The 15,003-nt window shown below is 48.7% G+C and carries 14 protein-coding genes; all 14 read right to left on the bottom strand.

The window, feature by feature from the left end; translation table 11 throughout:
- Positions 1-104: 104 nt before the first annotated feature.
- Positions 105-716, bottom strand: a complete 612-nt coding sequence (locus HPY28_RS24715; RefSeq protein WP_174231625.1) for a response regulator — start codon at positions 714-716, stop codon at positions 105-107.
- The gene (locus HPY28_RS24710) at positions 713-2,812 is read right to left on the bottom strand and encodes a sensor histidine kinase (protein ID WP_174231624.1); all 2,100 of its coding nucleotides are present in this window, start codon (positions 2,810-2,812) and stop codon (positions 713-715) included. The genes HPY28_RS24715 and HPY28_RS24710 overlap by 4 nt, the downstream gene beginning before the upstream one ends.
- Positions 2,813-3,349: 537 nt before the next feature.
- A complete protein-coding gene (locus tag HPY28_RS24705) occupies positions 3,350-3,823 on the bottom strand; it encodes an MgtC/SapB family protein (RefSeq protein WP_069848388.1) in 474 nt (157 codons plus the stop codon).
- A gap of 73 nt (positions 3,824-3,896) precedes the next feature.
- Complete coding sequence (locus tag HPY28_RS24700) at positions 3,897-5,585, bottom strand: DUF4127 family protein (protein ID WP_174231623.1); 1,689 nt, start codon at positions 5,583-5,585, stop codon at positions 3,897-3,899.
- A 30-nt stretch (positions 5,586-5,615) separates the two neighbouring features.
- Entirely contained in the window at positions 5,616-6,959 is a 1,344-nt protein-coding gene (locus HPY28_RS24695) for an FAD-dependent oxidoreductase (RefSeq protein WP_174231622.1), read from the bottom strand.
- A 43-nt stretch (positions 6,960-7,002) separates the two neighbouring features.
- Positions 7,003-7,860 carry a carbohydrate ABC transporter permease gene (locus HPY28_RS24690; protein WP_173630484.1) on the bottom strand — a complete coding sequence of 286 codons (858 nt, stop codon included), beginning with the start codon at positions 7,858-7,860 and terminating at the stop codon, positions 7,003-7,005.
- Positions 7,850-8,788 (bottom strand): carbohydrate ABC transporter permease, encoded by a 939-nt coding sequence (locus HPY28_RS24685; protein WP_017251190.1) that lies wholly within the window; start codon positions 8,786-8,788, stop codon positions 7,850-7,852. Before HPY28_RS24685 ends, HPY28_RS24690 begins: the two co-directional genes overlap by 11 nt.
- 11 nt (positions 8,789-8,799) lie before the next feature.
- Entirely contained in the window at positions 8,800-9,486 is a 687-nt protein-coding gene (locus HPY28_RS24680; protein WP_174231621.1) for a hypothetical protein, read from the bottom strand.
- A gap of 54 nt (positions 9,487-9,540) precedes the next feature.
- On the bottom strand, positions 9,541-10,833 hold the full coding sequence (locus HPY28_RS24675; RefSeq protein ID WP_174231620.1) for an ABC transporter substrate-binding protein: 1,293 nt from the start codon (positions 10,831-10,833) through the stop codon (positions 9,541-9,543).
- A 91-nt stretch (positions 10,834-10,924) separates the two neighbouring features.
- Positions 10,925-11,683: a response regulator transcription factor gene (locus HPY28_RS24670; RefSeq protein WP_174231619.1), complete on the bottom strand. Its 759-nt coding sequence runs from the start codon at positions 11,681-11,683 to the stop codon at positions 10,925-10,927.
- Entirely contained in the window at positions 11,655-13,511 is a 1,857-nt protein-coding gene (locus HPY28_RS24665) for a cache domain-containing sensor histidine kinase (RefSeq protein ID WP_174231618.1), read from the bottom strand. The genes HPY28_RS24670 and HPY28_RS24665 overlap by 29 nt, the downstream gene beginning before the upstream one ends.
- A gap of 82 nt (positions 13,512-13,593) precedes the next feature.
- Positions 13,594-13,980: a GNAT family N-acetyltransferase gene (locus tag HPY28_RS24660; RefSeq protein ID WP_174225488.1), complete on the bottom strand. Its 387-nt coding sequence runs from the start codon at positions 13,978-13,980 to the stop codon at positions 13,594-13,596.
- Positions 13,981-14,059: 79 nt separating this feature from the next.
- Positions 14,060-14,572 carry a GNAT family N-acetyltransferase gene (locus HPY28_RS24655; protein ID WP_174231617.1) on the bottom strand — a complete coding sequence of 171 codons (513 nt, stop codon included), beginning with the start codon at positions 14,570-14,572 and terminating at the stop codon, positions 14,060-14,062.
- A gap of 30 nt (positions 14,573-14,602) precedes the next feature.
- Entirely contained in the window at positions 14,603-14,995 is a 393-nt protein-coding gene (locus tag HPY28_RS24650) for a hypothetical protein (RefSeq protein ID WP_017251197.1), read from the bottom strand.
- Between the last annotated feature and the right edge of the window lie 8 nt (positions 14,996-15,003).

The following is a 15,003-nucleotide window of genomic DNA, read 5'->3' as shown; positions in this document are numbered from 1 at the left end:
CGCACGCGTCCTTTCCAGATTGTGATTGCTCTTCCAGCATAACGCGCGTTTGTCAGAGGAATATCATCGGAAAAATCGTGAGAGGAGTCAACCAAAGTTAGGGCTCACGTAAAAAAGCCGAACTGACTCGCGAGCATAATGGCATGCGTCCGGTTTTTGGCACCGAGCTTGCTGAATAATTGGTTATTGTATCCTTTGACGGTACCAATCGATATTTGATATTGCAGGGCGATCTCCTGATTCGTATACCCCGCTTTGATCATGTGAAGCATCTCCAGCTCTCGTTTGGTCAAGGTCTCTATCAGTCCTTTTGGAGACAACAAAGCTTTGCTGTTTTCTCCCTGTATGCTCCTCCTGCGCAAGTGCGCCTTCACCCGTGAAATCAACAGATTGGGATCAAAGGGCTTGGTCACATAATCATCACCACCAAGATCCAGGCCAGCGATCATATCCTCCGTGTCATTTTTGCAGCTCAAAAACAAGACAAGCACATGAATTCCACTCTGCCTCCATGTCTGACAAAGTTCTAGGCCCGATCCATCCGGCAACAAAATATCAAGGAGGACCATATCCAGCTGTTCACTCAGCACCATGGCCTGCGCTTGCCTCATATCTTCTGCCTCTCGCACCTGAAAACCACTAGCCTGCAAATAGAGCCTGACCAATTCGCGAATGTTCTCATCATCTTCTACCAACAGGATTACCTCGTTGCTCATCTCACCTTCTCTCCTCCCTCTTCACTCTCTTCCTTCCAGCGGACTGGCAGCGAAAACCAGAAGAGGCTTCCCTCTCCCGCTTTACTCTGTACGCCGATTTTCCCGTGATGATTTTCGATAATTTCTTTGGAGATGGCCAGACCTAGCCCTACTCCTGCCGTCCTCAGCTTTCTAGATTCACTCCCCCGATAAAATCGATCAAACACAAAAGGAAGCGCCTCCGCCTGTATCCCTGCTCCTGTATCTATTACCTTGATCGTTGCCTCGCCTGTCCCATCCAGAGCCAGCTCCCACTCCACCTGTAGCTTGATGAGCCTGCCCGGTGGCGTATACGCTTGTGCATTTACAAGCAAATTACTCATGACCTGCTCCAGGCGAATCGGATCAGCCACCAGCAAAAGCTTGCACTCCGTATCTGGCTCCTCCTGTGCTTCCCACACAAATTGCAGCTGTTTCTCCTGCATATCGAGTAAATGCTTCTCGTACAAGCCACGGAAAAATCCAACCAGCGACAATGGCTGAAAATGAAAGCGAAGCTGCCGCGACTCCATCTTGGACAACTCAAACAAATCCGTGATGATTCGATGCAAATAGATTGTTTTTTCATAGATGATCCCCAAGTATTTCGGATCGTTCGGCTTGACCACACCGTCAAGCATCGCCTTGATGAACCCTTGAATCGAGGTTAGCGGCGTCCCCAGTTCATGCGAAATATTGGAGAGCAGCATGCGCCGTGACTCCTCCATCCTTTGCAGCTCCTCATTCTTGTCCGCGAGTGCCTGTGTCCGTTGCCGTACTTTTTGCTCCAACCATTCATTGGTCTGCGCAAGCTCTTCGGAAAGTTGCTCGACATGGGCAAAAGAACGAGCGAATACCATGGACAAATTCATCATTTGGGTGAGTAAAAAAACGAGCAAGCCGAACGGAATGGCATTTTCAAACGGAGACAGATGTGCGTAAAACAACACTTCATTGACAACTGCGGTAAAAAATACGAGGAGACCGATTCCATTTAAGACAGCGCCTGTCTGTTTTTGAACGATGGCCCGTCCATAAACGAATAGCATGTAGCCATAGTTTAGCAACAAATACGCTTCTCCTACATAAATCCATTCTGTATAGATTCTAGCAGGGGTAAAATGCACGAAGAGAATAAAGAGAAGCCCTGTCCAGACGCAGGCTCTCAGAATGAAACGATTGAATAATGCCCGATACTGCGAATGGACAAAACAAGCGAGCATGATCAGCGTGAGAAGAGAAGACATGTACTCCAGCTTGACCACCATCTCCCATGGGATCTGCGGAAGCAAGCTAACAGCCATCGTCTCTCCCAAAAATAATATGCGGACAGCGATCGCAATGCTGACTCCACAAAAATAGAGAGTCGAACTCTCTCTTTTGCGTGTCATATACAAGCCGAAATGATAGATGCCCATGACTAACAAGGATGCCGCAATCATGCCACTGTAGATAATGTTGGCTTCACGCTTCCGCATGATTTGCTCAGCATGCCCCAACTCAATGGCTTCCCACAGGCCGCCTTTTCGCTGGACAAAATTAGAGACGTGAATAACGAGCTCCACTTGCGGTTGATCTGGTTGAAACACGACGACCTTGGGATAATTTTTCGGGGTCATCCTCCCTACATCCTCACCGACTACACCGTTTTCGGCCATAACCTTGCCGTTTATCCACAGTTTGTAGGCCGTTGCGACGCTGGGCATATAGAGCGCGAAGGGTCTTTCTGACTTTTGCTCATTCAGCTGAATGAGCAGTCGATACGTAGCGTATCCCTGATTGGATATATCCGTTCGATCACCGGCCCCCTGCTTCCAAGATGAAGGTACTTGCATGTACTCTCGTACGGAAGTATCGGGTTCAAAAGTACCTGGGGGGAGGAGCTGCCGCCAGTAAAAACTCCATTCCCCATCCAGCCTAATCGTGTCGCCGTCTTCCCAATCCACGCCCCGCAAATCCAACACGCCTTGTTTGGCTTGGCGTGGTTGTTCTACGGCATTAGCGAATGGCGTCACGGCAAGCATCCCGATCACCATGATAACGACAAGATTGCATAGACTTACAAACCACTTGCTCATGGAGGCACTCATCCTATTTGAAATATTCTAACGTTAGCATATTATGGAATTGAATGAATCAAAACCCCTAATTGTTGTTCTCCTAACTGTTGTGGTCGGGAGAAGCCCTGCCACATGTTTTCCAGTCGCCTGTATCCTCTCTTCGTTCGGGCGGTCTCCTTCCAAACATGTGACAGTGCTTTCGGACAGCTGTGGATGACTTCGTGCTGTTATGGCGTTTTGTAAGTTTGTACAAAGAAGTTTTTGAGAGCATTGTACTTCATTCACCTTCTAAGATTTGAGAAGCGAATTTCCAGTCCAAGCGCCTCTGGAGCCCACCCTAGCTTCGGAAAAACTGGCGGGGAATTTCAGCTTTTATTACATACAAAAACGCATTCGCGTTTTCTGGTTTGAAGCGCTCCCGCCATTTTTTCCGAAGCGGACAGTGATACCCCATGCGGGGCGTATGCCGAAGCGTAGACTGGAAATTCGCTTCTTCCCCCACTACAGCTCCTTCTAAAAACAAAAAGCGATGCTAATGCACCGCTTCTCCATGATTCACTTTCCTAACCGCTTGTGCTGGACATCTTCCACACGCTGACTGATCCTCGCGAGTACAAAAGCGACGATAACCGAGAATATCACAATGCCGTAAAATCCGGCTCCGATCCCTATGCCAATCCCTCCAGCGAAAAAGATCATGGCTGCGGAGGTCAGTCCTTTTACTTTCAAGCCGTCCTTCAAGATGACGCCTGCTCCCAAAAAACCAAGACCTGTGACAATCTGTGCCGCCAAGCGCATCGGGTCCATCATCGTTCCGTTGCCAGGCGCGCTGTATAGCTTTGTGCTGTAAATAGAAACGAGTGTGATGAGCGTGCAGGCTACGGACACATACATGTACGTTTTCAGCCCGGCAGGCTTGTTTCTGTGCGAGCGATCCCACCCGATGAACAAACCGAGAATCGCGCTCACCACTACCCGCACATACATTTCCAAGTCATACTGCACATACACCCATTGTAGAGTCTCCATCCTCGTCACCTTCTTATAGCGATAGAGACATGATATGTGCAGATTCGAAAAATAGACCGGCTTCTTCTACATCTTACTTCCTTTCAATCTTCACTTCTGGCCCGACAAAGACTTCAAACAACCGCTCCCAAGGAAGCTTAATCACTATATCCGTTACTTCGACGATTTCGCCTTCAAACGTATTCTTGCCTCTCTTTCCGATAACCAGCGATTGATTGGCAAAATAGTTTTCGTACCATTCTTCCGCATGTGGCGTCAGTTCATCCCTCACAAAATCATTGACTTCGTCGTAGTCATCGCCGAGATTCCACTCATTTCCCTTTAACTCTTTTACGAGGTTACGTGCTTCTGCCATCACTTCATTTCGGTAATGATGGTCATTTACAAACGATGACAAGAGCAGATTGATATGGGTTTCTGCCGCATCCACCGTTAAGGGCACACCGAACTGATTTCCTTTTTCTAAAAAGGCTGATCGTTGCAACGCCTGTCCCAACGCGCTTCCCATGTTATTTCCCGCCGTTCCCCATGCCGTGTAGGCGAAAAGTTCCGGCAGCTTTACTTCTTCTTGTAGTCGCTCGATCAGCTCAGGGTCAGCTTTGTTTGTAATCGTAACGTCTGTAATTGCGACCTGCTTTCCTACTTCCAGAAGATCATTGATTTCTTCGACGAACTCATCCAGATCATCGCGTCTCTCTGCGTTGCTCTGTCCTTTTTTCTTCGGTGAATGAATCATTAATACGATATCTGCATCGTCCTCGTCCCGAACGGGTTTGCCGCCTGCTGCGATGATATGCTTCTCAACATTTACATCAAAGGTCGTGTCTTCAAACGGCGCCGTCCACTCACTACCATCTATACCCGAATACTCGACTGCTACTTTTGGATGAATGCGCATTTCGTTCAAGGAGAATCGGCTCAACAAGACGGTTCCTACTTCGTCCGCTCCAGGGAAAATCGCTACACGTTCCTCTACATCCAGCTCCTTTGCTTTTTTGACCAAGGTCTCCCGCTCTGCCCGGTGAAGACCATGGGGAGCAGCGTCATCCTGAGCCAGCACTAAATAATCAATGGTTCCATCTTCCACCCAGTCGATCAACAAGGAGTTAATCTTGTGGTTCCGCTCGCGGGCGTTTAAGTAATCTTCCAGCACAGACTCGGGAATCTCCCTTTCCAACTGATCGAGTCGATCCTTTTTTTCTGTCATGCCGAGGTTGTGCACTTCATCGTATAAAATGGCCCATTCTCTGATTTGCTCATAGTACTTCAATGTTTCGGGATCAGTCGCCGTCACCGCCAAGCGTTGAATCGTATCGAACACGTAGATCGGCTTTTTGGAATTTTTGTCTCTCAGTCTTTTAATGGCTTCGATATTCGATAGGGCATCTTCATAGGACTGTTGATCGGTACGGGACGCAACTAGCCCGCCATATGCCAGCATGCTGACTGAGATGACTGAGCCGTCTACTTTGCTTGCTTGTTTAATCAGCCAATCGCCAATTTCTTCCCCATCGCCCGGAGTCATAAAGTGACCGAGCATGTCTTCATCCGGCATAATCGTCTCCACCCCGCCTGCTCGTGCTGACATTTGCGGAAAATACGTATTGACCGGACGATCATCAAGGGGAACAAGAGCGACTTTGGCAATTGGCTTTGGTGACGCTTTTTTCGCTGCAACTGTACTCGTCTGCGTAAATGGAACCATGCCTGTTACTAGTGCTGCCATAGCCACTGTTGAAATGACAATGCGCAACTTTTTCATAGATCCAATCTCCTTTCAAAATGAAAAGGTTTAATCGAGGACGGCATTCGCTAGACGCAATTGTTCCTGTAATTTCGCCACGTGAATCAAACGCGGAATGGTCTGGTCGTGAAATGCAATGGCTGCTGCTGTACCTGCTGCTTGCCCTGTAGCCATACAGCTCGGGGTAAGCCTGGTCGTAGCCAGCGCCTCATGTGTCGTGGAGATACAACGCCCCGCCGCAAGCAGGTTGTCAATGGATTGAGGGATCAAGCATCGATACGGAATGTCATAAGCGCCCTCTCCTTCAATATCTGCTGCCACTACGCCTTTGCCAGAAGGATCGTGAATGTCAACCGGATAGCCGCTTCGTGCGATGACATCCGGAAAACGTCTACCCGTTACCACGTCTTCGATCGTCAAGCTGTACTCTCCGACGATTCTGCGTGTCTCGCGGATTCCAATTTGCGTTCCGACTGCGGAGATGGATGCTTTCGCGAAGCCCGGGACTCTGCTTTTTAAAAATTCAGACATCAACAACACTTGACGTCTTCCCTCTTCCTCCGCTTCCGTCAAGTCCTCGACATCTGTTCCATCCAATCCCTGCACACGCGTGCAATTGATCAGAACTTCATCACTCTCGGGTCCTGTGAAAAACAGAACTTGATCCCGATTAATCGGAACACCTGACATCTTCCAATGCGTATAAAAGCCTTGGACACCCGTTAGTGGAATGGACGGTAGCTGTGCAAAGGGCGTCTTGTGATAAAACTCCTCCGGATGATCAAGCATGTACTGCTTCACCTGCTCCAAATCGACGCCGCGCATGCGAAACTTCATGGTCATCGGTTGTGTCAGTCCATCTGCATCTCGCCCTTTGCTCGTCGACGCCCCCGATAAATGAGCGATATCTGCATCGCCTGTCGCATCGACGAACACCTTGGCCTTGATCTCATACTGGCCCGATTTGCTAGTGAGTGTAACAGAAGTAATCTCTGTCCCCTCTACCTTCACCTGATCGACAAAGCTGTGGACAAACAGCTTGACGCCCGCTTCCTTGAGCATTTCCACCGCGACCAGCTTGTAAATTTCCGGATGATACGGCGTGACTGTGCTCACGAATCCCACCGTATCCTGCAAATGTCCAGGCGATCCCCCCTTTTCTTGCAAGCGGTCGACGATTTCCTGTGCAATTCCTTTGATGACTTGCTCGCCTTTCTCCGTATGAAACGTCATCCACGGATAAACGAGCGCAATCGTCGACATCCCTCCGAGAAAGCCGTAACGCTCGATCAGGATCGTCTTGGCTCCCAATCGTCCGCTGGCGAGAGCGGCACTGATTCCTGCTGGCCCCCCGCCTACCACGACTACATCTGCTTCCACTACTCGATCCATCTGCACTCACTCCTTGTTGAACTTCTTTTCATCCTTTAATCTTTTAATCTTTTAGGCCCGTCATCGATACACCCTCGATAAACTGCTTTTGGGCGAAAAAGAACACGATCAAAAGCGGCAAGGTCGCCATGACGGACGCACTCATCAGATGATGCCAAGCTGTCCCTACTTCGTCAGTAAACAAGGACAAAGCGAGCGGTAGCGTCATCAGCTCTCTGTCGTTGATGAAAATGAGCGGATCGTAAAACTCGTTCCAGCTCGTTAAAAACGTAAAAATCGTCAGCGTCGCGATAGCTGGCTTCGCTAGTGGCAGCATGATGCTCCAGTAAATCCGCCAACGCGAGCAGCCATCAATCATCGCCGCCTCCTCCAGTTCTTTCGGAATCCCAAGGAAAAACTGGCGCATGACGAACACACCAAAAATTCCGCCTGCTCCAAAAATAGGAAGCACAATCAGCGGCACATGCGTGTTGATAAGCCCAAGCATGCGCATGAACAAAAACATCGGAATCGACGTCACTTCATGCGGGATCATCATCGTCGACAATAGCACCAGAAAGACGATATTGCGTCCGCGAAACGGAATTCGGGCAAACGCATAGCCCGCAATCGAGGCAAATAATACCGTTCCAACCGTGACCAGAATCGCAATGTACAGGCTGTTCCAATAGAACAGATGAAACGGCGTATTCGCCAAAACCTCCGTGTAGTTCTCCAAGCGGATTGATGAAGGGATAAACTCTGGCGGAAAGACGAATATTTTGGCCGGCTCTTTTAACGATGTAGAAAGCATCCACAAAAAAGGCACCAGCATCAGTAGGGAGATCGCTCCTAACGCCACATAGTGACCGCCAATCCCCAATAACTTGCCCGCTTGTAATCCGTGGCGATTACTCTTCATGGAACACCCACCTTTTTCTAAACTGCCACTGCAAGAGCGTAAAGACTAAAATGATAAAGAACAGCACAAAGGCAAGTGCAGACGCATAGCCGAATTCAAAGTTTTTGAAGGCACGCTCCCATATGTAATAGACGAGCACCTTTGTACTGTTATCCGGCCCACCCTGGGTCATGACGTAAATCTGCCCAAACACCTTGAGCGAGCCGATAATCGTCAACAACGTGGTTAAAAAAACCGTCGGACTAATCATCGGGATCGTAATCTGAAACAATTGACGCGTCCGACTAGCTCCATCAATGCGCGCCGCCTCGTATAAGTGAACAGGCACCTGCTGTAAGGCAGCGATAAACAGAACCATGTTCAGGCCCACATTTTTCAGGACACTCGTCACGATCACCACCGGCATCGCCAGCTTTGGATTGTAAAGCCATGAGGGGCCTGTAATCCCGAACATCTGCAAGATTTGATTGATGAACCCCGTGTCTGTCGCAAACAAATACTTCCACACAATCGCCCAGACAATCAGCGATGTCATGACCGGCACAAAAATGGCCGTGCGGAAAATCCCGATCCCCGGCAGCTTGCGCACGAGCAGTAAGGCCAACCCCAACGCCAACACGATGTTCAGGGGGACGAGACCGGCCGAGAACGCAAATGTATTGCCCACGACTGTCCAAAATTCGGTATCCTGAAAGATCGCTTGGTAATTTTCCAAACCAATAAATTCGGCTTCCCCCAGTAACGGCCAATCCGTAAAGCTCATGTACAGCGCGAGCAAAAGCGGGCCTAGCAACAGCACCACAAACCCGATGACCATCGGGCTTATAAACAGCCATCCTGTCAGATTCGCTTCCCGGCTGAAGGATCTTTTCCTTGTGCCACTTGTTCTCTTGTCAGGAGAGAGCGGGACATTCAAATTGCTCTCCATACGATCCCTCCTCAGTTGTCAATCGCATTCCGCAATGCATGGATGGAACGGCGCATTTCATCCTCGGTCCTCCCGATCGACATCGCTCCAGCTAACAAGACACGAACTCCCGTTTCTCGCAGAGCTTCCATATCTTCCGCCACAATTTTTCGCTGTGTCGGAACGATGATGGGGATGCCCGCCTTCTCTACGATGTACCGATAGGTGAGCAGGTCGGCAAATGTAAGCCTCGTGCCATACTCACTCCCCGGAATAATCGATGCCTCCAATGCGGTCATGGGAAAATGCTTCACGGCTTCCAATCTGGACAAATCAAACTGATCATCGATGGCAAACGTACTCGCCACCCCTTCGTTTTTCAAAAGGGACGCTGGCAAATGATGACCATAGATGGAAAGGAAATCGATTCCCAGCGAATCGAACTGTTTGATTTCCTCGGGATTGAGCTCCTCCATTGACCCGCCCGGAACAATGCCAATCGGCCCTGCGAACTGGCTGCGTATCGTTTGGAGAAAGTCCGTATATTCAGCCAGAGGACCAAACCGGTTGCCACTGGCACGATGGTACACATTGATGTGCATCTTCAAACCATCTGCGCCTTCTTCCATCGCAGCTCTGGCTAAGGTCTCGTCGTTTTGCGGGAGACTGACCATGAGCAGAAACGGCTTCTCTTCCAGTGCCTGTCGAAAACGATTCATCGTAACCTCCTTCTCAAGTCACAACGGCCTGTATCCCAGACCGTTGTGATGAGCTTACTTTTTCATGATGGGATTGACTTTCTCTTCCAGCGACTTCACGATATCCGCAGGCTGTGCCGTTTGACCGAATAATTGATCAAAACCAGTCAGTATCGTCGTGTCGATTTTTTGCCAGTCCACATGACCTGGTTGCAGGTGTGCCTTAGGCATTTCATCGATAACCGCCTGCTTGATGTGTGCAGGGTCTGGGTTACCTGGAACATTCAAAAACGGATCGGAATTCAGCACAGACAAGCGCGGCGGTACAAAGTAAGTCGAGGTCTCTTGGACACCCTGCTCACTCGCGAGGAACTTGAGGAATAGCTTGGTCTCCTCCAAATGCTTTGTTCCTTTGAAAATCGAATACCCTGCCTGACCGAGCATCGGTGCCGAGCCTTTTGAACCCGCTGGCATAGGAGCAATGTCCCACTTGAAGTCCTTGATCATTCGCGCCTTCGAAACGTAGCTGTACACATCAAAGAACATGCCAATTTTCCCTGATTCAAAGCTGACCTGCTCACCCGCCTTCGGATGCGACCCATCTGTAAACATCATCCGTTGGAGCATGCTGAGTGTCTCCACCCCGTATTGGTCATTCCATGTAAACTGATTCATTTCTTTGTTGAACGGGCCGCTGCCATTTGACCATGAATAGGAAGACAGGATGATCCAAGTTTTCCAATCGCGGAAGAAGTTGGCCCCATAGATTTTGCTCGCCCCGGTTCCGCTCGAGATCGCCTGCGCCGACTTTTCGAATTCCTCCCACGTCCATTTTCCTTCTTTCGCTAGGTCGTTCGGCGATTTCAAGCCTGCCTTGTCAAACAAGTCCTTGTTGTAGAACATGACGGTAGGCGGGGTAGAAAACGGCAGTCCGTACAATTTGTCGTCTTTTTGGAACAGCTCAAGCGTCGACGGAATAAAGTCGTCCAGCTTAAAAGCAGCGTCGTTCTTTACATCCGAGATATCTTCCAATATCCCATTCTCCATAAACTGCGGCACCATTCGCTCAGACACCCAACCGATGTCAGGCAGCTCCTGACCAGCAGCCAGCACCGTCACCTTTTGCTGGTAATCGGGGAATGGCACAGATTCCAGCTTCACTTTGATGGTCGGGTTTTGTTGCGTAAATTTTTCAGAGAGCTTCGTATACAGGTCCAGGTGGGCTTGGTTGCCCCATGTCAAAAACGTAAGCTCGACTGCTTCTTTCTTGCCTGTTGCGGAGTCACCGGGAGTCGTCGCGGTGTTGCTGCACCCAAATGTAAACGCTGTCAAAGCAGTAGACAATGCCAACAGGATTGCCTTTTTCATGGCGTACCTCCTTATCTGTTTTCCCTGTCACCAGTATAAAATTGAGTGAATAGTAAGATAAATCACGCGGAATTCAGATTTGGTATCAGATTTAAAGATCTTTACTCCCTACGAGATCTCGATAGCTCCCGGGTGTCATCCCGACTTCCTTTTTAAATACCAGCATGAAATGCTTCGCGCTCTGATACCCTACTAAGCGGGCGATATCATACACCTTCAGGCTCGTCTCGTGTAACAGCTGCTTGGCGCGGTTCATCCTCACCTGCGTGATGTAGTCAGAGACATTTTCCCCCGTCTCGATCTTGAACAATTGACTCAAATAGATCGGATTCAAATGAACAGACTCCGCCAGCGTCTGGAGTCTCAGATCACCGTCCAAATGATCGTGAATAAATGCTTTTACCTTACGAATGATTTGTCTTTCTTCTCGATGGCTGCCGTCGACGCTGTTTTCTTCTTCCCTGACTTTCTTTTTGCGATCCAACACTTGCCTGATTTTTGCGAGCGTGCTCACCAACTCTAATCGATCAATGGGCTTCAAGAGATAGTCGGAGACTTTGTACTTCAACGCTTTCTGTGCGTAGTGAAAATCACCATAGCCACTAATAATCACAATGGGCAGCTCCTCGTACATCTCCCGAATTTTCCCGATCAGCGCCAAGCCGTCGACTTCCCGCATGCGGATATCCGTCACAATCAAATCAGGCATTTCCGTACGCAAATAATGCAGGGCATCCTTTCCACTTTCCGCTTCTGCCATGACGGCAAAACCGGACGTTCCTTTTTCAATTAACAATTTCAAGCCTTCCCGAATCATTCGTTCATCTTCCACCAGCAATACTTTGTACATGGCGTGATTCTCCCTTCTGAAAATCGAGCGGAATCTTCATCGTAATTTCCGTGCCTTGATCTGGTCTGCTCACAATCGTCAGCCCGTACTCATCCCCGAACAATAAGGTCAGCCGCTGGGAAATGTTTCGCAATGCTGTCCCATTGTGTCCGTTCCCTGTCAACTCATGCTGCTGCATAGGCGTACGCAGACTTGCGAGCAGACGACGTAATGATTGCTCAGACATTCCCTTGCCATTGTCCCTCACGCTGATTTGCATCACACCCTCCTGACAAAGCGCCGTGAGCCATATCGTCCCTCCCTGTTCTTGATGCTCAATCCCGTGTGCAATTGCATTTTCAAGCAATGGCTGTAGTAGCAGCTTCGGGATACGCTGATCCGACAGGCTCTCTTCCACGTCCATATACACCCGAAGGCGATCTCCCAGACGAATCTTTTGGATACGGACGTAGGATTGTAACGATACGAGTTCTTGCGTCAGTGTAACGTGACCATCCTCTCGAGCGACCGTATAGCGCATGAGTTTTCCGAGCGAAGAAACCATGTCGGACACATCGTAATTACCTGAGCGGATCGCCATCATATTGATCGATTCGAGTGTGTTGTAAATAAAATGCGGATTGATCTGGCTCTGCAAGGCCGCCAGCTCCGCCTCCCGCTCACGCAAGCTGCTGAGATAGACCTCATTGACAAGGCGGTTGATTTCCTCGACCATCTGATTAAATTGCTCGCTCAGCTTCCCAATCTCGTCTTGGGAATCGACAGGAACTCGTTCATGGAAGTTCCCTCGCTTTACTTGCAGCATTTTTTCTTTCAATTGAACGAGCGGCTTGCTGAGCGAATAGGAAAAATAAATCGCGAGTCCGCCAGCGACGAGTAAAAACATCGCCGCAATCAGCATCGTAAAACTGCGCAAGCTATTGGATTCTGCGAGCAGGACGTCGAGCGGAATCAGACTAATCACTACAAGCCCCGTCTCTCTCGATTGATGATCCACAAAGAGATATTGCTGTCCCTGAATCATTATCTGATTCGCATCCCCGCGATTGATCCCGTCAGTTTCTTGCAACAAAGTACGATAACCCGGCGAGCCTTCGCTATCTCTCTTTTCATAAAACAGCTCGTTTCCCTCATTGACGATGATCAAGCTCCCATCCTTGGTAAAAGGCATATCGGACAAGATTTGATCAAACATGGCCATTTTCATATCGATTTTAATGATTCCGAGCGGTACTTTCGTATACGGCTCCCGCAATAACCGAGCCACTGACACATAGCGCTCACCAGAGGCATCCAAATAATAGCCGGGCCCATGCTGTGGAATAATGACGGCTGCCCCCTGTTCCTTGATTACGCGCGAATACCATCCCTCTTCTGCCAAATCTCCCTTGCTCTTCATGACGGAAGGGTCCAGATTGGAAAAAATCATGCCATTCCCTGCGATGATTTGAATGCCCTTTACTTCTGGTCGGCTATAAGAAAGACTGGATATATACAGCGTCATCTTCTCCCTTTTTTCCATGGAGAGAAAAGAAGTAGCCGACGTATTCGTCTGAATTTCTTTTAAAATCGACAGGACTTCTGGATCATAGAGCGGCATGAGTGATAAACGCTTCATCTCCCGTATATTGCGCTCCAGGTTGCGATTAATCTGACCCACAATCTGCCCTGTGTATTCAGCCGTCCTCCATTCCGTTGAAGCCGAAAACTTGTTGTACGTAATGATTCCTTGCAAACTTAGTGGGATTGCGATCAAGCAGAGAAAAAGCGTGAGAATCTTTGCCCGCAGTGTTCCTTGCAAAAAAAGCGTCGAGACTTTCCTTTTCATGATGGCCCCTTTCTGTTTGTTTGAATAATCAGTATTTTATTCATCAAAAAATCCGCCAGGTAAAATCCTGACGGTCTATTCCTCAGTCTATTTCGATGCCCATGTAGAGACAATCGTAGAATGTATCCTCAATCATAAAATCTCTCGTCAACGTACCAAATTCCTTGAAGCCTATCCCAAATTCACCTACATGCTTCGTCCGCGATCGGATCCCCCCTCGAAAAGTCAGGTTCCCGACAATTCTCCCGTCCACCTCTGCCATTAAAAACAGTTGATTATGAGTTTCTAGACATCTTTTGATGTTTTCTTTTTGCTCATCAGGGGTGACTGTCCATTCTTGCTGTCCAAATGACAAATGATCCGACTCTCCTGATACGCGATGTACGAATGCAATAAAGGCTTCTGCGTCAGTGATTTTTCCTAAACGGATGATAACCTCTTGGCCAGACCTAAGCTTGGATACCTTCATGAGAACCTCCCCAGCTTTTTTCATACTATTAAAACAAAAAAACGGACGCCTGTTAACCGTCCGCTTGTAGCTTGTACGACTATTCCAATGTTTTAGAGTAAAGGAGGGTATCATGCAAGCTACCATCAGCCGCTCGGGCAAACCCTGGAATCCGTCCTGCTTCTTGATAGCCCATCGACTGATACAACTGGTTGGAAGGGTCGCCCGCTCGTGTATCCAAAACGAGGAGGCTGCGGTTTTCAGCAAGGGCCCTTGCCTCTGCCAGCAGCATCAGTCCACGCCCAATCCCTTGACGCTGCGCAGTAGGATGAACCATCAGCTTGGCGATTTCTGCTCGATGCAATCCATTTGCACGGCTCACCAGATGCAACTGGATGGTTCCGACGATGACATCTTCTTGTACAGCTACCCAAATTTTCATGTGTTCATGGGACACCGAATTCCAATAGGCACGTGCTTCTTCCAGTTGCATAGGCGGTAAAAACCCAAGGGAAGCCCCATCCTCCACGACATCGATCAGCAATTGGGACAGTTGACGCAGTTCTTCCTCTGAAAACCCGATTCCTTCCCGATAACAAAGCGCTGACTTCATAAGAGCCCCTCCGTATCTAACATCACTTTATCAAGGTCGATATCCGTACATACTGAAAACAAACAGCAAGCATAGATAGATAATCGCTGCGGGTACAATGGTAAGGGCAATGAAAAACCGTTTCTTCACACTGTTGGCATTTCGAAACAACCAAAAGTATATGAACAGCAGGATGAGGAGAAATGGAACAAAATAAAAACCGAGTATGAATCCCACCCAATCCGAGTTGGTTTCCCAGAACTGCTCCGGCACGGGCACCCGATGATATTCACTATATATCTGTTCTTTACGTGAGACAAATAAGTAAGATAGCACGAGGTAGTAACCGAATATAACGAATTTTAGCCAGGGCCTGATCTGCTTCGCGGCGAGTGTTATGGAAAAAATGATTCCTAGGATAAACCATAATGCCATGTATTCCATGTGGATCC

Origin of the sequence: Brevibacillus sp. HB1.2, assembly GCF_013332495.1 — a bacterium.
Lineage (GTDB): Bacteria > Bacillota > Bacilli > Brevibacillales > Brevibacillaceae > Brevibacillus > Brevibacillus porteri.
Note: the sequence above shows the minus strand (reverse complement) of the source record. Positions and strands in the feature narration are given on the sequence as shown.